The following is a 22,945-nucleotide window of genomic DNA, read 5'->3' as shown; positions in this document are numbered from 1 at the left end:
TTCTTGAACATGTTCAACTACCGACGGCGTCAGCTTAGGACAGTCTTTGAACATGTTCAAGTGCGAGTGGTGGGCGGGCTTCCGCCCCCGGTCAGTCGGTCAGACCGAGCGCCTCGGCCGCAGCCCGACCGTTGGCGTGGCTCGCGCCGTACGTGGTGACGAAGGCCCGTACGCCGGCCGGCCGCCACTGCGCCGGCCAGCCCATCTCGACGACGGTCACCGGGTGCTCCGCGGCCAGCCCGACGATCAGCTCCGGACCACCGGGCAGCCGGTGCAGGTGCCGCCCGACCAGCACGATCGGACGGCCGTCGGCCATCTGACGCAACGTCGCCGGATCGGTCTCGGTGGCGATCACCTTGATCTCCGGCACACCGGTCAGGTGCGGGCCGAGGCCCCACGGCACCCGCCCCTCGGCGATCGTCGACTCGGTGTGCAGCTGCACCACCAGTGGTCGGTCCAGGCCGCTGAGCACCCCGTCCACCCGGACCGCCTGCCGCGCCGCCGCGTACCCCAGGTCGGTGTCGTCGGCGGCCGGCGACCCGCCGGCGGTCCGGGTCCAGGCCGCGAGCGCGGCGGTCCGGCCGGCCGCCTCCTCGACCCGCGACATGGCCAACCGCCCGTCGGAGAGCGCGCCGACGATCTCGGCGGCCACCCGCTCGACCAGCTCGGCGTCGACCTTGGCGCCGATGCAGAGCAGGTCGGCGCCGGCCGCCAGGGCCCGCACCGCGGCCGGTCCGACGCCGCCGGCCGCCACCGCCGCACCCTTCATCTCCAGCGCGTCGGTGATGACGGTGCCGGTGAAGCCGTACTCGGTGCGGAGCAGGTCGACCAAGACGGCCCGGCTGAAGGTGGCCGGGCCGGTGCCGGTCAGCGTCGGCACCCGGATGTGCGCGGTCATCACGGCGCGTGCTCCGGCCGCGACGACCGCGGCGAACGGCGGCAGATCGCGCTGGCGCAGCAGGTCCAGCGGGACGTCCACGGTGGGCAGCTCGTGGTGGGAGTCGGTGACCGTCGCGCCGTGGCCGGGGAAGTGCTTGGCGCAGGCCGCGACGCCGGCGGCCTGGAGGCCGGTCACGGCGGCGGCCGAGTGGGCGGCCACCCGCACCGGGTCCGCGCCGAACGACCGGGTGCCGATCACGGGGTTGTCGTCGGCGGAGTTCACGTCGACCGTCGGTGCGAGGTTGACGGTGATGCCGACATCGGCGAGCTCGGCGCCGATCGCCTGGTAGACCCGCCGGGTGAGCGCCACGTCGTCGATCGCGCCGAGGGCGGCATTGCCGGGGTACGGGCTGCCGGTGGCGTGCGCCAGCCTGGTGACGTCGCCACCCTCCTCGTCGATGGCGATCAGCACGTCCGCACGGCCCGTACGCAGTGCGGCGGTGCTGGCCGCCAACTGGGCCGGGTCGTGCACGTTGGTGCCGAACAGGGTGTGCCCGGCCAGCCCCTCGGCCACCAGGTCGACCGCCCACCCCGGCGGGACCGGTCCCTGGTACGCGGCGAGCAGCGTGCCCAGCGCGAGTCGGCGCAGTCCTGGATCCAGCCCCACGTGATCTTCCCCTCTGATGCCCGCTGGCCACGAAAGTCGTACCGGCGGTGGTCATCGCCCTGCCGGGTTGGCCGAGCGCTCTGACTGCGGGTGGCCGATACGCTACGGCTACCCGTTCGCAGGTCAGTTACAGTTAGCAAAGTTTTCTAAAACTAGAGGACGTGGCATGAGTGCGATCCGGCTGCCCGGCACCCCCCGCCTGTTGCGGGCGCTCAACGACCGTGCGGCGCTGGAACTGCTCCTCGAGCGGGGGCCGTTGACTCGCGCCCGGCTCGGCGAGCTGACCGGGCTGTCCAAGGTCACGGCCTCGCAGCTGGTCGAACGGCTGGAGGAGCGCGGCCTCGTCAGCCGGGTCGGCGAGCAGGCCGGCGGGCGGGGGCCGAACGCCCAGCTCTACGCCGTCCGTCCGAGCAGCGCGCACGTGGTCGGAGTGGACGTCGGCCCGGACCGCGTGGTCGCCGCCTGCGCTGACATCACCGGTGCGGTGATCGGTCGGGTGGAGCAGTCCACCCGGGACACCGACGACCCGGTGGGTGTGGTGCACAACGCCGTGGTGCGGGCCGCGAGCAGCGCCCAGGCGCAGCTGAGCAGCGTACGGCGGATCGTGCTCGGCACGCCGGGCCTGGTGGACCCGGGCACCGGCGACATCACCTTCGCGTTCAACCTGCCGCGCTGGCACAGCGGTCTGCTCGCCGCCCTGCGGGACGACCTGCACACCCCGGTGGTCTTCGAGAACGACGTCAACCTGGCCGCGGTTGCCGAGGCGCAGTCCGGCGCCGCGCAGGGGCTGTCCGACTTCGTCCTGGTCTGGGTGGGTGCCGGCGTCGGCCTGGCGATCATGCTGGGTGGGCGGCTGCACCACGGCAGCAGCGGCGCGGCGGGCGAGATCGGCTACCTGCCGGTGCCCGGGGCGCCCATCCCGCGCGACGTCTCCCGTCGCGCCAAGCCGGCATTCCAGCAGCTGATCGGCGCGGACTCGGTGCGCGCGGTGGCCCGCGAACACGGCTACCCGGACGCGGACGCCGCCGACGCGGTCCGTGCCGCTGTGGCGGACGGCGGTGCGGGCGGCCCGATGCTCGACGAGCTGGCCCGCCGGCTCGCGCTCGGGGTCGCCAGCACCTGTGTCGTGCTCGACCCGCCGCTCGTGGTGCTCGCCGGCGAGGTCGGCCAGGCCGGTGGCGCCGCGCTCGCCGACCGGGTGCAGGACGAGGTCGCGGCGATCACCCTGGTCCGGCCCCGGGTTTTGCCGACCGGGCTGACCGAGGAGCCGATCCTGCACGGCGCGCTGCGGACCGCGCTGAACGCCGTACGGGACGAGGTGTTCGGCTCCACCGTCGGCTGAGCCCGCTGGGGCGGTCATGTGAAGGAATATTTCACCGACAGTCGGCGTGCTGCAAGGTCTTGCCCTCTGTGCCGCCGGGCCGCCCGCACCAGACGGGCGACCCGGACGGCAGCTCAGATCAGGTCGCGGCGACGGAAGACGGCGAACGCCGCCGCGGTCAACGCGCCGGTGACGAAGAGCAGCACCGCCAGCGACGGCGTCCAGGTCAGCGTGTAGAAACCCTCGCAGCCGCCGTCGTAGTTGCCCCGGCAGAGTCGGCTGTCATAGAACCGCGCCTCACCGCTGAGCCATCCCCCGACATAGCTGGAGAGCATGAACAGGTCCGGGCGTCGGGCGTCGACGATCTCCATCACCAGCCGGGCACCCAACTCCCAGAGCACCGCGTACGCGGCGATCGCGCCCAGCGCTGCCGAGGTGTGCCGGCCCAGCGTGGCGATGGCGAAGCCCGCCGCACTGGCCAGCAGCACCAACACCATGCCGCGTCCGTGCACCGCGGCGAGGTCGCCCCAGAATTCGCCACCCGGTTGGCCGGACAGCCCGGCGGTCTGCCCGATCACCCAGAACGTGACGAGGTAGACCAGTGAGGCTGCCAGCGCCAGCGCCAACACCGTGCCGAGCAGGGTGCCGAGCTTGGTGCCGAGCACGGTCAGCCGGCGCGGTCGCCAGAGCAGCAGATTGACCACGCCGCCGGAGTTCAGGTCCGCTCCGATGTACGAGGCGCCGACCAGGAACCCGAACAACACCAGGAACGCGATGAGGAAGTAGAGCAGCGGGCGGGCCTGCTGGGCGAAGCTGAACACGCCGGGGAGGAAGTCGGCGGCGATCGGCAGCCGTTCCTGCCGGGTGGGGTCGATCTGCGAGCAGTCGGTGGGGTACGACTTCTCCGCGTCGAGCGACGGGAACTCAGCGGTCTGCCGGGCCTGGCACTCCTGGAAGCTGGCCTCCATGCTCTGCCGCGCTTCGGCGGCCTGGTTCCGCGCGTCGACGAGCTCGTCCGCGCTCGGCCGGTGGGTGCCCGCCAAGGTGGTCGCCGCGGTGACACCGAACGCCAACACCAACAGGATGACCATGAGCTGCACGAAGCGGCGTGCCGACAGCCGCTCCAGCTCGGCACGGACCAGGTTCACGCGTCCACTCCCCGCACGTCGAGATCGATCGAAGCGTTGCTCGGATCGCCCGGAGGCCGGCCCGAACCGTCGACCTGTCGGGGCACCGAGAGGTGCCCGCCGGAACCGGTCAGCTCCAGGAAGACGCTCTCCAGATCCGGTCGGAGCGGGGTCAGCTCACTGACCCACAACCCCTGCTCACCGAGCAACCGGCTGATCACGGTCGGATCGGTCGCTCCGCCCACCACCAGTGAATCGCCGTCCACGGTCGCCGTCAGCTCGGCGGCGCCCAGCAACTCGGCGGCGCGCTCCGGCTCGGCCACCCGCACCAGGAACTCGTGCCGGTCATGGCCGGCCAGCACCTCCTCGACCCGGCCGGACGCCACCCGCCGCCCCCGCGAGATGATCGTGACGTGGTCGCAGATCAGCTGGATCTCGCCCAGGATGTGACTGGACACGAGCACGGTCACGCCGGCCGCCGACAGCGACCGCATCAGATCCCGCATCTCGCGGATGCCCGCCGGGTCCAGCCCGTTCGCCGGCTCGTCCAGGATGAGCAGTTGCGGGTCCTTCAGCAGCGCGGACGCCACCGCGAGGCGCTGCTTCATGCCGAGCGAGTAGCCCTTCACCCGCTCGTCGCCACGGTCCCGCAGGCCCACCTGCTCCAGCACCTCGTCCACCCGCGCGACCGGCACCCCGCCGGCCCGGGCCAGCAGCCGCAGCGTGCGGTGGCCGGTGAAGTTGCCGAAGAACTGCGGGCTCTCCACGATGGCGCCCACCCGGCCGGCCACCCGGGGCAGCAACTGCGGCGACGGCTCGCCGAGCACGGTCATCCGCCCGCTGTCGGCCTGGACCAGGCCGAGCAGGGCACGCAGGGTGGTGGTCTTGCCGGAGCCGTTGGGGCCCAGGAAGCCGTGGATCTGGCCGGCCTCGACCAGCAGGTCGAACTCGTCGACCGCCACCCGTCGACCACGCCGGAAGCTCTGGAAGGTCTTGGACAGACCCTCGATCTCGATGACCGCGCTCATCCGCGCGGATCCGTACCTCGAGTGGGCATGAGGCGTCCTCCGGGTGGGGTGATCAACGACACGGCGCTTCACCCTATGGCCGGAGCGCCGCCCGTGGGGGGCGGCGCGGCGCTGCGTGGTTGGATGGTCCGGTGACTGGTGACCTGACCCCCGGTGCCGTCGGCGCCGCATCCGCCGCCTCGCCCGTGGACCCGGATCTGGTGGTCAGCCTGGACGGCGTCGGCGTACGCCGGTCCGGCACCGCGCTGCTGCAGGATCTGACCTGGCGGGTCGAGCTGGACGAGCGCTGGGTGGTGCTCGGCTCCAACGGCGCCGGCAAGACCACGCTGCTCAATCTCGCCGCCGGGCGGCTGCACCCCACCACCGGTGTTGCCCACGTGCTCGGCGAGCGGATCGGCCGTACCGACGTCAACGAGCTGCGTACCCGGATCGGGCTCTCCACCGCCGCGCTCGCCGAGCGGCTACCCGCCGACGAGCAGGTCAGCGACGTGGTGGTGACCGCCGCCTGGTCGGTGGTCGGGCGCTTCCGGGAGAGCTACGAGCGTGGCGACGAGGCCCGGGCGCGGGCGCTGCTCAGCCAGCTCGGCATCGGGGGGCTCGCCGAGCGCCGCTACGGCACCCTCTCCGAGGGTGAGCGCAAGCGGGTGCAGATCGCCCGCGCGCTGATGACCGACCCGGAACTGCTGCTGCTCGACGAGCCGGCCGCCGGCCTCGACCTGGGTGGGCGGGAAGACCTGGTCGCCCGGCTGGCCGAGCTGGCGTACGACCCGGACGCCCCGGCCCTGGTGCTGGTCACGCACCACGTGGAGGAGATCCCGCCGGGGTTCACCCACGCGCTGCTGCTGCGTGAGGGTGGTGTCGTCGCGCAGGGCCTGCTCGCCGACACGCTGACCGGTGACAACCTCTCCAAGACCTTCGGCCTGCCGCTGGTGGTCGAGCGGTCCGGCGAGCGGTACACCGCCCGCGCCGCCTGAGCGCGGCTCAGCCGGCGACGTCCTCGCTGAGCTTCTCGCCGCGCCGACGCAGCATGCCCAGGCCGGGGATGCCCGCCACGGCGAGCTTGAGGTCACGGGTGACGTCCAGCAGGTCGTGCAGATCCGGCCCGACCCGGTCCAGGGTGGCCAGGATCGGCAGGATGTCGGCCGTCAGGTGTTCCTTGAGCTTCGGCAGCTCGTCGATCAGGTGGATCGCCGCGGTCAACTCCTCGTGGCTGAGCTGCTCCACGAACCGCCCCGCCATCGGTGCGGCCCGTCGCAGCGCCGGCTCGTACGCCGCCAGCAACTCGGCCGCCGTGCCCGCCGCCTCCGCCGCGGTGCCCACGGTGGTGGCGGCCCGGCCGGCCACCGCCTCGGCTTCGGCGACCACCGTGCCGGCGATTCGGGCAACCTGGTCGGCCTCCCGGACCACCACGGCGGCGGCCGTCGCCACCTCGGTGGCGGTGTCGATGGCGGTGGTCGCGGCGGCGCTGATCACGGCCACCTCGCGGACCGCCGTCTCGGCGTCGGTGAGCACCTGGTCGGTCCGGTCCAGGGTCGTCTCGATCCGGTCCACCACGCCGTTGATCCGGGCGAGCAGCGCCTCCACCCCGTCCAGCACCGCGAACGCGCGGGCGGGAACGGCGGCGAAGGAGGCGGCCGAGCCGAGCGCCTGGTCGAGTGCGGTTCGGGTCAGGCCGACCATCGCGGTCGGCCGGGGGAGGGGAATCGCCATGCCACCAGTGTGCGTCGGCCGCGCCGCAACCGCCCGGCGCGTGCCGGCCAGCGCCGTCGGGTGAGCGTTCGGAGGAGCCGCCCGGCGGTAGGGTGCCGGCATGTCGGCCCCCTCGCCGTACCGCCCGCCGAGCACCCGTACCGCCGTTCTGTTCGCCCTGCTGGCGGCGGTCGCCGCTGCGCTCGGCACGTTGGTGCTGGTCCGGGCGGACGCGGGCCTCACCTCCCGGCAGGTCACCGTCGACGGGGTGCCGATGACCGAGGTACGCGCCGGCCCTCCGACGCCCGGCCTCCGACGGCCCGGGGTGGTGATCGCGCACGGCTTCGCCGGCTCGGGGCGGCTGATGCGTCCGATCGCCGACACCGTCGCCCGACAGGGCGCGGTCGCGCTGCTGTTCGACTTCGCCGGGCACGGCGCCAACCCCGCCCGGTTGACCGGCGCGGCCGGGGGCACCTCCCACGCCGCGCTCGCCGCCGACCTGGACGCTGCCGTCGGCTACCTGCGCGCCCGGCCGGACGTCGACGCGGACGGGATCGTCCTGGTCGGACACTCGATGGGTGCCGGTGCGGTCACCCGGTACGCCGCCGAGCACCCGGAGATCGTCCGGACCGTGGCGATCTCGCTGCCCGACGCCGGCGAGCTGCCCCCGGGGCGGCCGGCGGAGCTGCTGCTCATCGTGGGCGGGGCAGAGTTCCCGGGCTTCCGCCGGGCGGCCGACGATGCCGTCGGACGTGGCGCGGGGGTGGGTCGACGGTCGGCGGTGGTGGTGCCCGGCGTGGAACACATCTCGGTGCTCTTCGCCCCGCGTACCCACGAGGAGATCGCCGCCTGGCTGCCCGACGGCGACGGGACGACCCGGCCGCGCCCGACCGCCCGGCTCGGCGGGGCGGCGCTCCTGTTGCTCGCGTTCGGCGTCGGCGTGGTTCCCCTGGCGAGCCTGCTCCTACCCCGGGCCCCCGGCCGTCGGCCGACCGAACCGCCCGCTCCGCCCGAGACCCGGTCGTCGATCGGTGGTCTGTCTCTGCTCGGGCTGGCCGTGCTCGCGGCCGGCTTCGGGGCGGTCGTCGCGGCGGTGCTGCCGACCACCCGGATCCCGCTCGCGGTCGGCGGCTATGTCACCGGATTCCTGCTGGTCACGAGTGTGCTGTTGATTGCCAGCCACCGCTGGCTGCCCGGCCTGCGCGGCGCGACCGACGTGGCTGTGGACCACCGCGCGCCGGCCCGGACCGTCGTCGCGACGCTGGGCCTGACCGGGTACGCGGTCCTCGCCGTCGCACTGCCCATCCACCTGGGCCTGACCTCGGCGGTGCCGGTCGGTGCGCGTTGGTGGCTGCTCCCGCTGGTGGTGGCCGCCTGCCTGCTGTTTCTGCTGAGCGTCGAGCTGGTCACCGGCGGGCGGACCGGGCGGCATCTGTTGGTCGTCGCGGTCACCGTGGCCGTGCTGACCGCGGCGGCGGTGGTCGGCGTGGCGCCCGGGTTCGTGCTGCTGGTGGTGCCGCTGTTCGCGGTGCTGCTCGGCTGGCAGACCGCCTGGGCGGCGGTGCTGCGCCGGTACGCCGGCCCGCGCTGGCTGCCGGCCCTCGCGGGTGCCGTCCTGGTGGGCTGGCCGATCGCCACCACCCTGCCGTTGAGCTGACCAGCGGCCAGGCGACCTGGTCAGCGGTGGTCCCCCTGCTGTTCGACGGCACGTTGCACGGCCCGGTAGATCTGGCCGAACCGTAACGCGTCCGGCGTGCTGAGCAGCAACTCCTCCCGGCCGTGGTGCTGCACCCACAACTCGTGCACGTGGCTGCCGCGCTCGTAGGAGCGGTCCAGCCACCCGAGCGGGATCTCCAGGAACGGCATCAACGCCAGCGCCCCCACCGCGCACGCGGCGAGGATGGTCAGCGCCAGCTTCCAGTTGCCCCGGTCCTGCGCGGCCCAGGCCAGCGAGAGCACGCAGACCAGCGCGACCAGCGGCGGCATTGAGAGCAGCAGGATCAGAACGCCACGGCCGAGCACCCGACCGTGCACCGCGAGTGTTTTCGGCCCGCGCGCGTGCCAGACGAACGTCACGTCGGAGAGGGCGATCACCTGACCGCCCATCCGGAGCGACTCGGAGGTCACCTGCACCGCGTCGTCCCGGTAATAGAGGGTCATCACTAAGCCTAACCACCCGGCGGCAACCCCGCCGAGCCGTCGCTGCCGCTGTGGGGCTAGCGGCGGCCGGCGGGGCGGGCGGGGTTGCTGTGCTCGACGGCGCGCTGCACCGCCCGGTAGATCTGACCGAAGCGCAACGCGTCGCCGGTGCACAGCAGTCGCACCGGCTGGCCCCGCCAACGCGCCCAGATCTCCAGTTGCCGGCTGCCCTTGGCGTACGACCGGTCCAGGTGTTCGAAGAGGAAGTCGGCGACCGGCCCGACGGCCAGCCCGACAAGCACCGAGGCGCCGACGATCGCGATCGTCACGGTGGGTGAGCGGTGCAGCCAGACGGCCAGGGCGATGCCGAGTACGGCCGCGACCAGTGGGCCGGCCAGTGCGGCGCCGATGGCGCCCCGCCCGACCAGCACCCGCCAGGAGCGGCTGCCCTGGCGATGCCAGACCATGGTGATCTCGGCCAGTGCGAAGCTGCGACCGTCGACCCAGATGGCGGCGGAGGTGACCTGCACCGACTTGTCGTCGTAGTACGTGACCATCGCTGGACTCCCACCCGCCGGGCTCACACCAGACTACTTACCCCAACGAGCCGGGTCGTAAGGTTGGCACGCGACTTCGACGAGGAAGTGAGGGCAGCGTGGGCGAGTTCGTTCGGCTGGAGACCAAGGACGGCATCGGCACCATCCGCTTGGAGCGGCCGCCGATGAACGCGCTCAACACCCAGGTGCAGGAGGAGTTGCGCGCCGCCGCCTCGGCGGCCACCGCCGACCCCGAGGTCCGCGCCGTCATCGTGTACGGCGGGGAGAAGGTCTTCGCGGCCGGCGCGGACATCAAGCAGATGGCCGAAATGTCCTACGTGGACATGGCTGACCGGGCCGCCAACCTGTCCAGCGCCCTCGGCGCGATCGCCCGGATCCCCAAGCCGGTGGTCGCAGCGATCACCGGCTACGCCCTCGGCGGCGGCTGTGAGCTGGCGCTGGCCTGTGACTGGCGAGTGGTGGCCGAGGACGCCAAGCTCGGCCAGCCGGAGATCAAGCTGGGCATCATCCCCGGCGCGGGCGGCACCCAGCGGCTGGCGCGACTGGTGGGCCCGGCCCGGGCCAAGGATCTGATCATGTCCGGGCGGATGGTGGATGCCCAGGAGGCGCTGCGGATCGGCCTGGCCGACCGGGTCGTTCCGGCCGCCGAGGTCTACGACGCGGCGGTCACGCTGGTCACGCCGTACCTGACCGGGCCCGTGCAGGCGCTGCGCGCGGCGAAGCTGGCGGTCGACGGCGGCCTGGACATGGACCTGAACTCGGGCCTGGCCTGGGAGAGTCAGCTCTTCGCGGCGCTGTTCGCCACCGACGACCGACGTGAGGGCATGACCGCCTTCGTCGAGAAGCGCAAGCCGGACTTCACCGGCCGCTGACCGGCCGTGGTCGGCGGCTCACGCCGCCCGGGGGCGGTTAGTCGAGAACAGTTCACATTCTGCCTACCGGCCAGTAGCGTGTGACTTCGGCCATCAGCGAGGAAGAGGAGCGGCGATGACGGAGCGGATCGAAGGTCACGGCGGGGAGTTGGCGCTCGCGGCGCTGCGGGCGCGCGGAGTACGCGAGATGTTCACCCTCTCCGGTGGTCACGTCTTTCCGCTCTACGACGCGGCGCACAAGAACGACTTCCCGATCTACGACGTTCGGCACGAGCAGTCCGCGGTCTTCGCGGCCGAGGCGGTGGCCAAGTTGCAGCGCCGCCCCGGCCTCGCCGTGCTCACCGCCGGTCCCGGCGTCACCAACGGCATCTCCGGCATGACCAGCGCCTTCTTCAACGCCTCCCCGGTGCTGGTGCTCGGCGGCCGGGCCCCCGCGTTCCGTTGGGGCTCGGGCAGCCTCCAGGAGATGGACCACCTGCCGTTGGTGGCACCGGTCACCAAGCACGCCGAGACGGTGTTCAGCACCGACGACATTCCCCGCGCCGTGGACGCCGCGCTCACCGCGGCGCTCACGCCGCACCGGGGGCCGGTGTTCCTCGACTTCCCGCTGGAGACCGTCTTCTCGATCGCCGACGCCGACCTGCCCGACACGACGCCCATCGATCCGATCGAGCCGGACCCGGACGAGGTCTCCCGGGCCGCGACGTTGATCGCCGGGGCACAGCGGCCGGTCATCATCGCCGGCTCCGACGTGTACGCCAGCGACGCGGTGGCCGCGCTGCGCGAGGCAGCCGAGGCGTTGCAGGTGCCGGTCTTCACCAACGGCATGGGGCGCGGCTCGCTCCCGCCGGAGCACCCGCTCGCCTTCGCCAAGGCCCGTCGGGCCGCGCTCTCCGGCGCCGACGTGGTCGTGGTGGTCGGCACTCCGCTGGACTTCCGGCTCAGCTTCGGTGACTTCGGCGACGCGAAGGTGGTGCACATCGTCGACGCGCCCAGCCAGCGGGCCTCGCACGTGCAGCCGGCCGCCGCTCCCGCCGGTGACCTGCGCCTGATCCTCTCCGCGCTGGCCGACCACGCGGGGGACCGGGCCGACCACACCGACTGGATCGCCGACCTGCGTACCGCCGAGGACGCCGCCAAGGCCCGCGACGCGGCGGAGATGACCGCCGAGACCGACCCGATCCGGCCCGCCCGGATCTACGGCGAGCTGCGCCGGGTGCTGGCCCGCGACGCCATCACCATCGGCGACGGTGGCGACTTCGTCTCGTACGCCGGGCGGTACCTCGAGCCGGCCCAGCCCGGCACCTGGCTCGACCCGGGGCCGTACGGCTGCCTCGGCACCGGCATGGGCTACGCGATGGGCGCCCGGGTCAGCCACCCGGACCGACAGATCTGCGTGCTGATGGGCGACGGCGCGGCCGGCTTCTCCCTGATGGACGTCGAGTCGCTGGTCCGCCAGAAGCTGCCGGTCGTGATCGTGGTCGGCAACAACGGCATCTGGGGCCTGGAGAAGCACCCCATGCAGGCCATGTACGGCTACGACGTGGCCGCCGACCTGCAGCCCGAGCTGCGCTACGACAATGTGGTCAGCGCACTGGGCGGCGCGGGGGAGACGGTCGCCAAGGCCGCCGACCTCGGGCCGGCACTGCAGCGGGCGTTCGACGCCGGAGTGCCGTACCTGGTCAACGTGCTCACCGACCCGACCGACGCGTACCCCCGGTCGTCGAACCTGGCCTGAGTCGCACCCGCCGCCGCCGTCGCCCCCCGGTGGGCGGCGGCGCGGCGTCTTCCCGCAGCTAAATCAGCGGAATGTCAGCGCCGGTCGTCGTAACCTCAGCCCGGGATCGGCGGGCTGTCAGACCTGTCGTCCATGGTGAAGTCACCAGTGAAGACGACAGGAGTTGCGATGGACTACGCGATCCGCGCCGAGGGCCTGGTGCGGCGTTTCGGCGCCACCACGGCTCTCGCCGGAGTTGATCTGGCGGTGCCGACCGGCACGGTCTTCGGTCTGCTCGGGCCGAACGGCGCGGGCAAGACCACCGCCGTGCGGGTGCTCGCCACCCTGCTGCGCGCCGACGAGGGGCACGCGAGCGTGGGCGGGTTCGACGTCGTTCGCGACGCCCACCAGGTGCGCCAGCTCATCGGCCTGACCGGTCAGTACGCCTCGGTCGACGAGACCCTGACCGGCGCGGAGAACCTGCTGCTGATCGGCCGGCTGCTCGGGATGAGTCGGGCCGACGCCAAGCTGCGGGCTCGCCAGTTGCTCGCCGACTTCCAGCTCAGTGACGCCGCCGACCGGGCCGCCAAGACCTTCTCCGGCGGCATGCGGCGTCGTCTGGACCTCGCCGCCAGCCTGGTCGGCAGGCCGCAGGTGCTCTTCCTCGACGAGCCGACCACCGGTCTGGACCCACGCAGCCGCAACGACCTGTGGGACATCGTCCGCACCCTGGTCTCCGACGGGGTGACGGTGCTGCTCACCACGCAATACCTGGAGGAGGCCGACCAGCTCGCCGGTGAGATCGCGGTCGTCGACCACGGTCGGGTGATCGCTCAGGGCACACCGGAGGAGCTGAAGGCCAAGACCGGCGGGCAGACCCTGACCGTACGGCCGGCCGACCTCACCGACCTGGGCACCGTGGTCGCCATTGTCGGCGAGGTGTCCGGCGCGACACCCGAGGTGGCCCAGAGCGCGGTCACCGTCGCGGTGAACGACCCCGGTGTGCTCCCCGCGGTGGTGAGCCGCCTCGACGCCGCCGAGATCCCGGTCGCGGAGTTGGCGCTGCGCGGCGCCAGCCTGGACGAGGTCTTCCTCTCCCTCACCGGCCACCGGGCCGAGGATTCCCCGGCCGACACCGACCTCGAAAGGACCCCGGCATGACCGCCGCCACCCTCCGCCCCGCGCTGGTCCCGGCCCGCCGGATCGGCCCGGCCGCCGGGCTGCGGCACACCTTCACGCTGGCCTGGCGCAGCCTGGTGCAGATCAAGCACAACCCGATGGAGCTGCTCGACCTGAGCATCCAGCCGGTGATGTTCGTGCTGCTGTTCACCTACGTCTTCGGCACCGCCATCGCCGGCTCGTCCGGCGAGTACCTCACCTTCATGCTGCCGGGCATCATGGTGCAGAACGCTCTCTTCGCCACCATGACGACCGGGTTCGGGCTGAACAACGACCTCACCAAGGGCGTCTTCGACCGCCTCCGGGCGCTGCCGATCGCCCGCTGGGCGCCGCTGGCCGGCCGGATCCTCGCCGACACCGTCAAGCAGGCCTGGTCGATCGCGCTGCTGCTCGGCGTCGGGGCGATCCTCGGTTTCCGGGTCGGCAACGGACTGCTCGGGGTGGTCGGGGCGTTCGCCCTGCTGCTGGCGTTCACGCTGGCCGCGTCCTGGATCTCGGTGCTGGTCGGGGTGCTGGTGAACGAACCGGAGAAGGTGCAGATCTTCGGCTTCATGGTGATCTTCCCGCTCACCTTCACGAGCAACATCTTCGTGCCCACCGACCGGATGCCGGGCTGGTTGCAGAGCTGGGTGGAGGTCAACCCGGTGACGGTGGTGGCCGACGCGCTGCGCGGGCTCCTGGTCGGCGGGCCGGTGGCCGGCCCGGTGCTCCAGACGCTGCTCTGGGGCCTCGGCATCGCGGTGATCTTCGCACCGCTGGCAGTGCGCGGGCTCAAGCGCCGGGTGTGACCCGCGGCGGCCCGGCCGTCGGCGCGGTCGGGCTGCCGATCACACCTCGGGCCGATCACCCTCGCGGGGTGGCTCATCGCGGCGGCGCAGGTCGTCCTCGCGGCGGCGCAGGTCTTCCTCCCAGCGGCGGAAGAGCTCCTGGTCCTGTTGCTTGGCGCGATCCTGCATGGAGCGGAGGAACTCCGGGTCGTCGTCCGGGGCGATCGGGCGGCGCCGTCGGTTGGCGGAGCCGCCGCCGGTCGACCGGGTCGTGGGGCGGCCGCCAACGCCGGGCTCGCGGCCAGCGACGAACCAGGCGATCGAGCCGACCAGCGGGAAGAACAGGATGATCAGCACCCAGGCGATCCGGGGTAGGGCGCGGATCTGGCCCTCCTCGGCGGAGAGGCAGCTGATCAACGCGCAGACAGCGAGGACGATCTGCACCAGGAAGAGGAGTACGTACAGCCGGGCCATACGCCCATCATGACGCACCCCGTCGCGTCACCACAGCCCGCGGACCACCAGCAGCGCACCCAGCAGCGCGAGCCCGGCGGTGGCCAGCGCGACCAGGGGCAACGTCCGCCCGCCGATCGGCGCCGGCCCCGTACCGGTGCCGCGGGGCCAGCAGAGCGCGAGCGCGGCACCCCAGAGCAGGACGGTGACGCCAGCGATGAGCACCTCGGTGGGGCCGCCGGTCGATCCCAGTCGGACGGCCAGCGCGGTCACCACGGTCAGGGTCAGCCCGGTGCGCCGCCAGGCGAGCCGCGTGCGCTCCGGTTGCAGCCCCGGGTCCCGACCCTCGGCGCTCACCCGCCGGGCCCCGGCCGGCGCGACCCGGTCGTCACCGCTGCCCGACCGCCCGGACCAGCACCGCGACCACCAGCAGCACCGCGCCGATGCCGACGGAGAGGGCGAGGACGGCCGGGAAGCGGGAGGTCGGCAACTCCTGGTTGAGTCGGATGGCCCGTTCCGTACGCGCCCAGTGGTCCACGGCGCGGACCGCGACGGTGCCGCCGAGCAGCAGCAGCGCGATCGCGATCGCCTCCCGCAGGTGGGTCAGCGGCATCTCGGGCAGGAACTGCGCGGCGGCCAGCCCGCCGCCGACCAGGGCCAGGCCGGTGCGCAGCCAGGCCAGGAAGGTCCGTTCGTTGGCCAGGGAGAACCGGTAGTCCGGAGCCTCGCCGACCGACCGCAGCTCCGGCGGGTCGAACCACCGCCTGATCGCCTCCCACACGACCCCGATTATCCGCTTCCCATCCGGCTTAGCCTGAGCCAGTGACCGATCTTGACGTGCTGACGCTGCGCACCGCCTACGACAACCAGCTCCGCCCGGAGATCCCGGACCCGGTGCCCGCCGGGGTGACCGTGGAACGGGACGGGCCGCTGGTCCGGATCACCGGGCTCGACGCCGGCGGGTTCCTGACCTACCGCGACCTCGGCGGGTTGTCCGGCGACGCGCTGGACGAGTTGATCGCGCGTCAGGTGGAGCTGTTCCGCGAGCGCGGCCAGTCGGTGGAGTGGAAGCTCAACGAGCACGACGAGCCGGCCGACCTGGCGGACCGGTTGCGCGCCGCCGGCTTCGTGCCGGAGGAGCGGGAGACCGTCGTGATCGGGCCGGTCGCGGCGCTGGCCGCCGCGCTGCCGGTCCCGCCCGAGGGGGTACGCCTGCGTGAGGTGTCCTCCCGAGCCGACCTGGAGCGGATCGCCGCCATGGAGGAGGAGGTCTGGCAGGAGGACCGCTCGCATCTCGTGTGGGGGCTGGCCAAGGAGCTCGACGCCGACCCGCAGTCGATCACCATCGTGGTGGCCGAGGCGGACGACACGGTCGTGAGCGCCGGTTGGGTGCGCTTCCCGGCGAACACCGGCTTCGGCACGCTCTGGGGCGGCTCGACCCTCCCGCAGTGGCGCCGCAAGGGCATCTACCGGGCGTTGGTCACCTACCGGGCGCGGCTGGCCGATCAGCGCGGCCGCACGTTGCTGCAGGTCGACGCATCCGAGGACAGCCGGCCGATCCTGCAGCGGCTCGGTCTCGTCCCGGTCACCACCACCACCCCGTACGTCTACACTCCGTGATCATGGAGCAGCGGTTGACGGACGAGGAGCGCCTGACTCTCAAGACGGGCGTCTTCGGTGCCGTCTTCCTGGTCTCCAACGCCGACCCGGGCCTGCTCGGGGTGCTCAAGGAGAGCGTCGCCGCCTCCGGCGCGTTGGCCGACGCCAGCGGGGTGGTCAAGGAGGCGTTGACCACCGGACCGCTGCCCCGGCTGCCGCGGGACTCCCAGTTGGAGATCGAGTCGGTGGTGCTGCCGGCGCTGTGCCGGGCGGTGCGGATCCTGCGGGAGAAGTCACCGGCGGACGTGGCGGCGTACCGGTCGGTGGTCCTGTCGGCGGCGGACCGGGTGGCGCGGGCGCACGCCGGGGTCGTGCCGGCGGAGGCGGCGGTCATCGAGCGGATCCGGGACGCGCTGGTCGACCCGGTCTGACCGGGCCGGCGCTGTCGCCTCGTGTGGTGAGCTGTGTCACTCTGAGTGCCCGGGAGCCGCAACCTACTGGCAGGTAACATTGCGCCGTGGGCAACTGCACAGCATCCCGCGGTTGACCTGACGTCAACAGACGCGCGAGGCTGCGCCCCAGACCGGGCGAGCGAATCGCACCACCACACAGGAGGGTCGTCGAAGCGCGATGAACATCGTCGTACTCGTCAAGCAGGTGCCCGATTCGGGCGCGGACCGCAACCTGCGCAATGACGACAACACCGTCGACCGCGGCTCGGCGAACAACGTGATCAATGAGATGGACGAGTACGCCATCGAGGAGGCGCTGAAGATCAAGGAGGCGCACGGCGGCGAGGTCACCATCCTGACCATGGGTCCGGACCGGGCGACCGAATCGATCCGCAAGGCGCTCTCCATGGGCCCGGACAAGGCCGTCCACGTGGTGGACGACGCCCTGCACGGCTCCTGCGCGGTGGCCACCTCGAAGGTGCTCGCCGCCGCGCTCGGCCAGCTGAACGCCGACCTGGTGATCTGCGGCGCCGAGTCCACCGACGGCCGGGTCCAGGTCATGCCGCACATGATCGCCGAGCGGCTGGGCGTCGCGGCGCTCACCGGCGCCCGCAAGCTCACCGTCGACGGCACCACGCTGACCGTCGAGCGGCAGACCGAGGAGGGCTACGAGGTGGTCACCGCCGCCACCCCGGCCGTGGTCTCCGTCTGGGACACCATCAACGAGCCGCGCTACCCCTCCTTCAAGGGCATCATGGCCGCGAAGAAGAAGCCGGTGCAGACGTACTCTCTGGCCGACCTCGGCGTCGCGGCGACCGAGGTGGGCTTCGACGGCGCCACGAGCGCCGTGGTCGAGCACACCAAGCGCCCGGCGCGCTCCGGCGGCGCCAAGGTCACCGATGAGGGCGAGGGCGGCGTCAAGCTGGTCGAGTTCCTCGCCACCGAAAAGTTCGTGTGAGAGCGGGTCTGGACATGTCTGAGGTTCTCGTCGTCGTCGAAGCCACCAAGGAATTCGGCGTCAAGAAGGTCACCCTGGAGATGCTCACCCTCGCCCGCGAGCTGGGCACGCCCAGCGCGGTCGTGCTCGGCGGCGCCGGCGCGGCCGAGGCGCTGAGCGGCAAGCTGGGCGAGTACGGCGCGGAGAAGATCTACGCCGCCGAGGGTGACGAGATCGACGGCTACCTGGTGGCCCCCAAGGCCACCGTGCTGGCCGAGCTGGTCCAGCGGGTGCAGCCGGCCGCCGTGCTGCTCGCCTCGGCCCAGGAGGGCAAGGAGATCGCCGCCCGGCTCGCCGTCAAGCTGGACAACGGCATCCTGACCGACGTGGTCGGCCTGGACGCCGACGGCACCGCGACCCAGGTCGCCTTCGCCGGCTCCACCATCGTCAAGTCCAAGGTCACCAAGGGTCTGCCGCTGGTCACCGTCCGCCCCAACTCGGTCACCCCGACCCCGGCGGCGGCCACCCCGGCGATCGAGCAGCTCACCGTGTCGGTCACCGACACCGACAAGCTGGCCAAGGTCGTCGAGCGGGTCGCCGAGCAGAAGGGCTCCCGCCCCGAGCTGACCGAGGCCGGCGTGGTCGTCTCGGGCGGTCGCGGCGTCGGCAACGCCGACAACTTCAAGCTGGTCGAGGAGCTGGCCGACCTGCTCGGCGGCGCGGTCGGCGCGTCCCGGGCCGCGGTCGACTCCGGCTTCTACCCGCACCAGTTCCAGGTGGGCCAGACCGGCAAGACGGTCTCCCCGCAGCTCTACGTCGCGCTCGGCATCTCCGGTGCCATCCAGCACCGGGCCGGCATGCAGACCTCGAAGACCATCGTCGCGGTCAACAAGGACGGCGAGTCGCCGATCTTCGAGCTGGCCGACTTCGGCGTGGTGGGCGACCTGTTCAAGGTCGTGCCGCAGGCCGCGGAGGAGATCCGCAAGCGCAAGTGACGGTGCTGGCACCACAGCACGAAGGCGTGGCCGCCCGTTGGTCGGGCGGCCACGCCTCTTCGTGAGGGCTGATCGGTGGGCCGGGGAGCTGAGCCGGCCCGCCGATCAGCCCGTCAGGGAGCCCCTCAGCAGGCTGTCGCCGGAGTGGCGGGTGTTGTTGTCGTACTGCTCCGCGGAGACGTCGACCACCGAGTAGCTCTTCAGGTCGACGTTCGGTGGCAGAGGTAGCAGGGCATCCGGGCCGCCACCCAGGGTGCCGACCGAGAACATCGTCATCGTCGTCGGATCAATCAGCCACACCTCGTAGTACCCAGGGACGCGCGGGAGATTCGCCACATGCAGATGTAGTTGGCCGTCCTGGAAAATCCGGGCGTCACCCTTGGCTGCCGGTGGTGTCGATCCGTAGGCCGCCAGCGGTGCGCTGGCCACCACCACCTGCGTCGGCGCGGGCGCCGGGTCGCCCGGTCGTAACACGGCGATCGTGCCCACCACACCGATCACCGCGGCGGCGGCCGCGATCACCGCGGTGGCCGCCCAGCGGGACCAGCCACGGCCCCGGCGGGACCGGCGGGCCGGATCGAGCCGGCGGACCGCCGGCCCAGACACGCTGTCGGCCGTCGCGGACACGCTGTCGGCCGTCGCGCCATCGACCTGGCCCGGCACCTGCGGCCGACGGGTCTCGGCCGGCGCCGGCGAAGCTTGTGCCGCTGCGACCTGGGCGGCGATCCCCTGCCAGATGCTCTCCGGCGGCTCGGGCAGGTCAGACAGGCCCTGCGTCTCGGTGCCGATCCCGGCCACCCGCTGGAGCGTCGCCAGCTCCGCGCGGCAGTGCGCGCAGGTGTCGAGGTGGGTGCTCTCCCCGTTGGCCGCCTCGCTCTCACCGAGCGCCAGAAATACCAGCCGGTCGTGGTCCAGGTGCTGCACCGTCCACCTCCCATCTGCGTTTCAAGCTCGCCATGCCGCGCCGGATGTGGCTCTTCACGGTGCCCAACGGCACTCCGGTCACCGTGGCTATCTGCTGGTGTGTCAGGTCGTCGTAGAAGGCCAACTCCAGCATGTGTCGCTGGTCGTCCGGGAGACGAGCCAGCTCGTCGGCGATGACCAGCCGGTCCACCACGCGGTCCGGGTCGGGGTCGGTCCGTGCCGGCTCGGGCAGCTGACGGACCGTCTCCACCACCCGGGTCTCCCGGGCCGAGGCGCGCATCCGGTCGATCACCTTGCGTCGGCCGATGCCGAGCAGCCAGCCGATCAGTGACCCCTTGGCCGGGTCGAAGGTGTCCCGCCCCAGCCAGGCGGCGACGAACGTCGCCTGGGTCACGTCCTCGGCGTCGCTGCGGTTGGCCAGCATCGAGGTGGCCAGGTGCAGCACGGCCCGGCCGTACCGGTCGTACGCCTCGCGGAGCGCCACGTCGTCGCCCGCGCGGAAGCGGAGGTCGAGCGCGTCCACCGGGGGATCCGACTCCGGTCGTAGGGCCGTCATCGGGCGACTCGCCTTCGATGAGGCATGCCCGACTGTAGCTGCCACAGTCTCCGCCCCACTTCCCCGATCGATCTCATCTCACCAGCTCTTCGTCTCCCGGCCCTGATCCGGATGCGGTCGCGGCCGGAAAAGAAAAGTGCCTTCGGTACGCATCCGCCCGCCGGAGAGCCGGCGTAACCCGTTCTGCAAGTCCGGCCTGACGAATCAGCACCAATTACCAGGAGGCAGACATGCAGCTCTCGTACTTCCGTCGGGTCGCCGCGGGCGGCGCGGTCGCCGCGCTGGCCTTCGCCGGCGTCGGCGCCTTCACCGCCGGCCCCGCGTACGCCGCCACGTCGAAGGTTTCCGTCGTGCACGGCATTCCGGACACCCCGGTCGACGTCTACGTCAACGGCAAGAAGACGTTGGAGAACTTCAAGCCCGGGGATGTCGCCGGCCCGCTGAACCTGGAGGAGGGCGACTACGACATCGCGCTCACCAAGCCGGGCGAGCCGATCGGCAGCGCGATCCTCAAGGTCGACAACGCGGCGGTGCCGGGCGGCGCGAACATCAGCATCGCGGCGCACCTCGACGCCGCCGGTCAACCCAAGATCACGCCGTTCGTGAACGACGTCTCGAAGGTCGACGCCGGCAAGGCCCGGCTGATCGTCCGGCACACCGCCGCAGCTCCGGCGGTGGACGTACGCGCCGGCGGCACGCCGGTCTTCAAGGGCCTGACCAACCCGAACGAGGCCAAGGGCGACGTCGACGCGGGCACCGTGAAGGCGGACGTGGTGCTGGCCGGTACGGACACCGTGGCCATCGGCCCGAAGGACCTGAACCTCAAGGAGGGCACCGCGACGATCGTCTACGCGATCGGCTCCGCCGAGGGCAAGACCCTCGGCGTGGTGGCCCAGACGATCACCGGCCTGCACTCCGCGCCGGGCGGCGTGCCGAGCGGTGACGGTGGTCAGGCCGGCACGGGCGTGGACACCTGGTGGTACGTGCTCACCGGTGCCGGCGTACTCCTGCTGCTCGGTGGCGGGGTGCGGCTGGCCACCGCGCGGACCGGCCGCAAGTGACGGTGCGCAACCGCGGCGCGCTGGCGGCCATGGCCGCCGGCGTTGCCGCGCTCACCGTCGCCACCCTGGTGGCGTGCGGCGCCCAACCCGCCGGGACCGTGGGCGCCGAGGAGGCGAACACGTTGGCCAGCGTCCCGTCGGCCACCGCCGGTGCCCCGTCGGTCCCGGTGACCGCCGGTGAGCTGCCGGTCGACCCGGAGATCATCCCGCCGGTACGACTGGTGATCCCGAAGATAGACGTCACCGCCACGGTCAACGCGGTCGGCATCAACGGGCGGACCAACGAGTTCGAGGTGCCGCCGAGCGTCGACGAGATCGGCTGGTACCGGTACGGCCCCGGCCTGGAGACCCGTGCCGGGTCGGTGGTCGTCGCCGGTCACGTGGACAGCGCCAGGCAGGGCAGGGGCGCGTTCTTCCGGCTAGGTGAGCTGAACCAGGGTGACACCCTGACCGCGACCGGCAGTGACGGGCAGACCCGCCGGTACCGGGTCGTCGCCCGGGAGGAGTACCGCAAGACCAGGATTCCGTTGGACCGCTACTTCGCGCGGGACGGCAAGCCGCGGCTGACCCTGATCACCTGTGGCGGGCCGTTCGACGCCAAGGCGCGCAAGTACCGCGACAACATCGTCGTCACCGCGGTCCCGGCCTGACCGGGTCCGATGGTGTGGTGCCGGGGTGGATGAGTCCCCTCCCACCCCGGCACCGCCCCTCCGGCATCCGGTTGCCGCGCTGGCCGCCGTACGCTGAACGGTGATGGCTTACCTGGATCACGCGGCGACCACTCCGATGCTCGATGAGGCACTGGAGGCGTACGTCGCTACCGCCCGCGAGGTCGGCAACGCGTCCTCCCTGCACGCGGCGGGTCGCCGTGCCCGCCGCCGGGTCGAGGAGTCGCGCGAGCGGGTGGCCGCCGTGCTGGGCGCCCGCCCCTCCGAGGTGATCTTCACCGGTGGTGGCACGGAGAGCGACAACCTCGCCGTCAAGGGCATCTTCTGGGCCCGCCGGAGCGTCGTGGCGGCCCGGCGGCGGGTGGTCTCCAGCGCGGTGGAGCACCACGCGGTGCTCGACGCGGTGGACTGGCTGGCCCAGCACGAGGGTGCCGAGGTCGGCTGGCTGCCGGTGGACGCCGCCGGCCGCCTCGACCCGGCCGACCTGCGCACCGAGTTGGCCGCACACGCCGACCAGGTCGCCGTGGTCACCGCCATGTGGGCGAACAACGAGGTCGGCACGGTGCAGCCGGTGGCCGAGCTGGCCGCCGCCGCCGCCGAGTACGGTGTGCCGTTCCACACCGACGCCATCCAAGCGGTCGGCCAGGTGCCGGTGGACTTCGCCGCCAGCGGCGTGTCCGCGCTGACCGTCACCGGTCACAAGCTGGGCGGTCCGACCGGCGTGGGTGCCCTCCTGCTCGCCCGGGACGTGGCGGCTACGCCGCTCCTGCACGGCGGCGGCCAGGAACGCGACGTTCGCTCCGGGACCCTCGACACCGCCGGCATCGTCGCCTTCGCGGTCGCCGTCGAGGCGGCGGTCAAGGGCCAGCAGGAGTACGCGGCCCGGGTGGCAGCCCTCCGCGACAACCTGATCGAGCGGGTCCGCCAGGCGGTGCCCGAGGTGATCTACAACGGGGACCCGGTCGACCGGCTGCCCGGCAACGCGCACTTCTCCTTCCCCGGCTGCGAGGGTGACGCCCTGCTGCTCCTGCTCGACGCGCAGGGCATCGCCTGCTCGACCGGTTCCGCCTGCTCGGCCGGGGTGGCCCAGCCCTCGCACGTCCTGCTCGCGATGGCCGCGGACGACGACCGCGCCCGTTCCTCGCTGCGCTTCTCCCTGGGCCACACCAGCACCCAGGCCGAGATCGACGCCGTGGTCGCGGCCCTCCCCGCCGCCGTGGAGCGAGCCCGCCGAGCCGCAGCCCTCCGCACCCCCCGCTAGTCGCACTGCCGCGCCGCACTGCCGCGCCGCGCTCCCGCGCCGCGGCTCCGCGCTGCACTGCCGCGCCGCGCTCCCGCGCCGCGCGGCAGTGCAGCGC

The 22,945-nt window shown here is 72.5% G+C and carries 25 protein-coding genes; 14 read left to right on the top strand and 11 right to left on the bottom strand.

The annotated features are described in order from the left end of the window. Positions 1 to 91 precede the first annotated feature (91 nt). Complete coding sequence (locus tag V6V47_RS08230) at positions 92 to 1,546, bottom strand: glycoside hydrolase family 3 N-terminal domain-containing protein (protein WP_334627476.1); 1,455 nt, start codon at positions 1,544 to 1,546, stop codon at positions 92 to 94. A 166-nt stretch (positions 1,547 to 1,712) separates the two neighbouring features. Between V6V47_RS08230 and V6V47_RS08225 the strand changes: the two genes are divergently transcribed. Beyond that, positions 1,713 to 2,888: an ROK family transcriptional regulator gene (locus V6V47_RS08225; RefSeq protein ID WP_334627475.1), complete on the top strand. Its 1,176-nt coding sequence runs from the start codon at positions 1,713 to 1,715 to the stop codon at positions 2,886 to 2,888. Positions 2,889 to 3,001: 113 nt separating this feature from the next. Here the strand turns inward: V6V47_RS08225 and V6V47_RS08220 are convergent, their stop codons facing one another. Together V6V47_RS08220 and V6V47_RS08215 are read right to left on the bottom strand one after the other, a co-directional pair. Next, entirely contained in the window at positions 3,002 to 4,015 is a 1,014-nt protein-coding gene (locus tag V6V47_RS08220) for an ABC transporter permease (RefSeq protein WP_334627474.1), read from the bottom strand. Then, the gene (locus V6V47_RS08215) at positions 4,012 to 5,022 is read right to left on the bottom strand and encodes an ABC transporter ATP-binding protein (protein WP_334627473.1); all 1,011 of its coding nucleotides are present in this window, start codon (positions 5,020 to 5,022) and stop codon (positions 4,012 to 4,014) included. The genes V6V47_RS08220 and V6V47_RS08215 overlap by 4 nt, the downstream gene beginning before the upstream one ends. Before the next feature lie 131 nt (positions 5,023 to 5,153). On the opposite strand from V6V47_RS08215, the gene V6V47_RS08210 reads away from it, so the two are divergent. Continuing rightward, positions 5,154 to 5,996 carry an ABC transporter ATP-binding protein gene (locus tag V6V47_RS08210; protein ID WP_334627472.1) on the top strand — a complete coding sequence of 281 codons (843 nt, stop codon included), beginning with the start codon at positions 5,154 to 5,156 and terminating at the stop codon, positions 5,994 to 5,996. Positions 5,997 to 6,003: 7 nt separating this feature from the next. On the opposite strand, the gene V6V47_RS08205 is transcribed toward V6V47_RS08210, so the two are convergent. Then, complete coding sequence (locus V6V47_RS08205) at positions 6,004 to 6,732, bottom strand: hypothetical protein (RefSeq protein WP_334627471.1); 729 nt, start codon at positions 6,730 to 6,732, stop codon at positions 6,004 to 6,006. 100 nt (positions 6,733 to 6,832) lie between these two features. On the opposite strand from V6V47_RS08205, the gene V6V47_RS08200 reads away from it, so the two are divergent. Then, positions 6,833 to 8,368, top strand: coding sequence for a dienelactone hydrolase family protein (locus V6V47_RS08200; RefSeq protein ID WP_334627470.1), 1,536 nt, complete (start codon positions 6,833 to 6,835; stop codon positions 8,366 to 8,368). Between the two features lie 20 nt (positions 8,369 to 8,388). On the opposite strand, the gene V6V47_RS08195 is transcribed toward V6V47_RS08200, so the two are convergent. Beyond that, positions 8,389 to 8,871, bottom strand: a complete 483-nt coding sequence (locus tag V6V47_RS08195) for a DUF6232 family protein (protein WP_334627469.1) — start codon at positions 8,869 to 8,871, stop codon at positions 8,389 to 8,391. A gap of 56 nt (positions 8,872 to 8,927) precedes the next feature. Beyond that, complete coding sequence (locus V6V47_RS08190) at positions 8,928 to 9,407, bottom strand: DUF6232 family protein (protein WP_334627468.1); 480 nt, start codon at positions 9,405 to 9,407, stop codon at positions 8,928 to 8,930. A gap of 98 nt (positions 9,408 to 9,505) precedes the next feature. Here V6V47_RS08190 and V6V47_RS08185 point away from each other — a divergent pair, with 98 nt between their 5' ends. The 4 genes from V6V47_RS08185 to V6V47_RS08170 all read left to right on the top strand — a co-directional run bounded on the left by V6V47_RS08185 (position 9,506) and on the right by V6V47_RS08170 (position 13,963). Next, entirely contained in the window at positions 9,506 to 10,279 is a 774-nt protein-coding gene (locus V6V47_RS08185; RefSeq protein WP_334627467.1) for an enoyl-CoA hydratase/isomerase family protein, read from the top strand. Between the two features lie 115 nt (positions 10,280 to 10,394). After that, positions 10,395 to 12,017, top strand: coding sequence for an acetolactate synthase (locus V6V47_RS08180; protein ID WP_334627466.1), 1,623 nt, complete (start codon positions 10,395 to 10,397; stop codon positions 12,015 to 12,017). 168 nt (positions 12,018 to 12,185) lie between these two features. Then, a complete protein-coding gene (locus tag V6V47_RS08175; RefSeq protein ID WP_334627465.1) occupies positions 12,186 to 13,157 on the top strand; it encodes an ATP-binding cassette domain-containing protein in 972 nt (323 codons plus the stop codon). After that, positions 13,154 to 13,963: an ABC transporter permease gene (locus V6V47_RS08170; protein ID WP_334627464.1), complete on the top strand. Its 810-nt coding sequence runs from the start codon at positions 13,154 to 13,156 to the stop codon at positions 13,961 to 13,963. The genes V6V47_RS08175 and V6V47_RS08170 overlap by 4 nt, the downstream gene beginning before the upstream one ends. A 39-nt stretch (positions 13,964 to 14,002) precedes the next feature. Here the strand turns inward: V6V47_RS08170 and V6V47_RS08165 are convergent, their stop codons facing one another. The 3 genes from V6V47_RS08165 to V6V47_RS08155 are packed head-to-tail and all read right to left on the bottom strand — an operon-like array spanning position 14,003 to position 15,176. Then, a complete protein-coding gene (locus V6V47_RS08165) occupies positions 14,003 to 14,416 on the bottom strand; it encodes a PLD nuclease N-terminal domain-containing protein (protein ID WP_334627463.1) in 414 nt (137 codons plus the stop codon). Between the two features lie 27 nt (positions 14,417 to 14,443). Continuing rightward, positions 14,444 to 14,752 (bottom strand): DUF202 domain-containing protein, encoded by a 309-nt coding sequence (locus V6V47_RS08160; RefSeq protein WP_334627462.1) that lies wholly within the window; start codon positions 14,750 to 14,752, stop codon positions 14,444 to 14,446. A 31-nt stretch (positions 14,753 to 14,783) separates the two neighbouring features. Next, a complete protein-coding gene (locus V6V47_RS08155; RefSeq protein ID WP_334627461.1) occupies positions 14,784 to 15,176 on the bottom strand; it encodes a YidH family protein in 393 nt (130 codons plus the stop codon). Positions 15,177 to 15,217: 41 nt separating this feature from the next. Between V6V47_RS08155 and V6V47_RS08150 the strand changes: the two genes are divergently transcribed. From V6V47_RS08150 to V6V47_RS08135, 4 genes are all read left to right on the top strand, one after another. After that, entirely contained in the window at positions 15,218 to 16,015 is a 798-nt protein-coding gene (locus tag V6V47_RS08150; RefSeq protein ID WP_334627460.1) for a GNAT family N-acetyltransferase, read from the top strand. Continuing rightward, positions 16,012 to 16,425 carry a hypothetical protein gene (locus tag V6V47_RS08145; RefSeq protein ID WP_334627459.1) on the top strand — a complete coding sequence of 138 codons (414 nt, stop codon included), beginning with the start codon at positions 16,012 to 16,014 and terminating at the stop codon, positions 16,423 to 16,425. Before V6V47_RS08150 ends, V6V47_RS08145 begins: the two co-directional genes overlap by 4 nt. Before the next feature lie 199 nt (positions 16,426 to 16,624). Beyond that, on the top strand, positions 16,625 to 17,404 hold the full coding sequence (locus V6V47_RS08140; RefSeq protein WP_334627458.1) for an electron transfer flavoprotein subunit beta/FixA family protein: 780 nt from the start codon (positions 16,625 to 16,627) through the stop codon (positions 17,402 to 17,404). Between the two features lie 14 nt (positions 17,405 to 17,418). Next, complete coding sequence (locus V6V47_RS08135) at positions 17,419 to 18,378, top strand: electron transfer flavoprotein subunit alpha/FixB family protein (protein ID WP_334627457.1); 960 nt, start codon at positions 17,419 to 17,421, stop codon at positions 18,376 to 18,378. Positions 18,379 to 18,483: 105 nt separating this feature from the next. Here V6V47_RS08135 and V6V47_RS08130 read toward each other — a convergent pair whose 3' ends face one another. After that, positions 18,484 to 19,302, bottom strand: a complete 819-nt coding sequence (locus V6V47_RS08130) for an anti-sigma factor (protein WP_334627456.1) — start codon at positions 19,300 to 19,302, stop codon at positions 18,484 to 18,486. Beyond that, positions 19,256 to 19,858 carry an RNA polymerase sigma factor gene (locus tag V6V47_RS08125; protein ID WP_334627455.1) on the bottom strand — a complete coding sequence of 201 codons (603 nt, stop codon included), beginning with the start codon at positions 19,856 to 19,858 and terminating at the stop codon, positions 19,256 to 19,258. Before V6V47_RS08125 ends, V6V47_RS08130 begins: the two co-directional genes overlap by 47 nt. Before the next feature lie 230 nt (positions 19,859 to 20,088). On the opposite strand from V6V47_RS08125, the gene V6V47_RS08120 reads away from it, so the two are divergent. From V6V47_RS08120 to V6V47_RS08110, 3 genes are all read left to right on the top strand, one after another. Continuing rightward, positions 20,089 to 20,919: a DUF4397 domain-containing protein gene (locus V6V47_RS08120; RefSeq protein ID WP_334627454.1), complete on the top strand. Its 831-nt coding sequence runs from the start codon at positions 20,089 to 20,091 to the stop codon at positions 20,917 to 20,919. After that, a complete protein-coding gene (locus V6V47_RS08115) occupies positions 20,916 to 21,569 on the top strand; it encodes a class F sortase (RefSeq protein ID WP_334627453.1) in 654 nt (217 codons plus the stop codon). The genes V6V47_RS08120 and V6V47_RS08115 overlap by 4 nt, the downstream gene beginning before the upstream one ends. 103 nt (positions 21,570 to 21,672) lie before the next feature. Next, positions 21,673 to 22,848 carry a cysteine desulfurase family protein gene (locus tag V6V47_RS08110; RefSeq protein ID WP_334627452.1) on the top strand — a complete coding sequence of 392 codons (1,176 nt, stop codon included), beginning with the start codon at positions 21,673 to 21,675 and terminating at the stop codon, positions 22,846 to 22,848. Positions 22,849 to 22,945: the final 97 nt, after the last annotated feature.

Source organism: Micromonospora sp. CPCC 205539, from assembly GCF_036906815.1.
Lineage (GTDB): Bacteria > Actinomycetota > Actinomycetes > Mycobacteriales > Micromonosporaceae > Micromonospora.
This window is presented reverse-complemented; position numbering and strand designations above follow the sequence as displayed.

Coding starts and splice junctions, on each gene's coding strand:
- V6V47_RS08215 (WP_334627473.1), bottom strand. CDS start 5,022: ATGAGCGCGGTCATCGAGATCGAGGGTCTGTCCAAGACCTTCCAGAGC.
- V6V47_RS08110 (WP_334627452.1), top strand. CDS start 21,673: ATGGCTTACCTGGATCACGCGGCGACCACTCCGATGCTCGATGAGGCA.
- V6V47_RS08195 (WP_334627469.1), bottom strand. CDS start 8,871: ATGACCCTCTATTACCGGGACGACGCGGTGCAGGTGACCTCCGAGTCG.
- V6V47_RS08125 (WP_334627455.1), bottom strand. CDS start 19,858: ATGACGGCCCTACGACCGGAGTCGGATCCCCCGGTGGACGCGCTCGAC.
- V6V47_RS08140 (WP_334627458.1), top strand. CDS start 16,625: ATGAACATCGTCGTACTCGTCAAGCAGGTGCCCGATTCGGGCGCGGAC.
- V6V47_RS08200 (WP_334627470.1), top strand. CDS start 6,833: ATGTCGGCCCCCTCGCCGTACCGCCCGCCGAGCACCCGTACCGCCGTT.
- V6V47_RS08135 (WP_334627457.1), top strand. CDS start 17,419: ATGTCTGAGGTTCTCGTCGTCGTCGAAGCCACCAAGGAATTCGGCGTC.
- V6V47_RS08180 (WP_334627466.1), top strand. CDS start 10,395: ATGACGGAGCGGATCGAAGGTCACGGCGGGGAGTTGGCGCTCGCGGCG.
- V6V47_RS08205 (WP_334627471.1), bottom strand. CDS start 6,732: ATGGCGATTCCCCTCCCCCGGCCGACCGCGATGGTCGGCCTGACCCGA.
- V6V47_RS08175 (WP_334627465.1), top strand. CDS start 12,186: ATGGACTACGCGATCCGCGCCGAGGGCCTGGTGCGGCGTTTCGGCGCC.
- V6V47_RS08170 (WP_334627464.1), top strand. CDS start 13,154: ATGACCGCCGCCACCCTCCGCCCCGCGCTGGTCCCGGCCCGCCGGATC.
- V6V47_RS08120 (WP_334627454.1), top strand. CDS start 20,089: ATGCAGCTCTCGTACTTCCGTCGGGTCGCCGCGGGCGGCGCGGTCGCC.
- V6V47_RS08190 (WP_334627468.1), bottom strand. CDS start 9,407: ATGGTCACGTACTACGACGACAAGTCGGTGCAGGTCACCTCCGCCGCC.
- V6V47_RS08165 (WP_334627463.1), bottom strand. CDS start 14,416: ATGGCCCGGCTGTACGTACTCCTCTTCCTGGTGCAGATCGTCCTCGCT.
- V6V47_RS08225 (WP_334627475.1), top strand. CDS start 1,713: ATGAGTGCGATCCGGCTGCCCGGCACCCCCCGCCTGTTGCGGGCGCTC.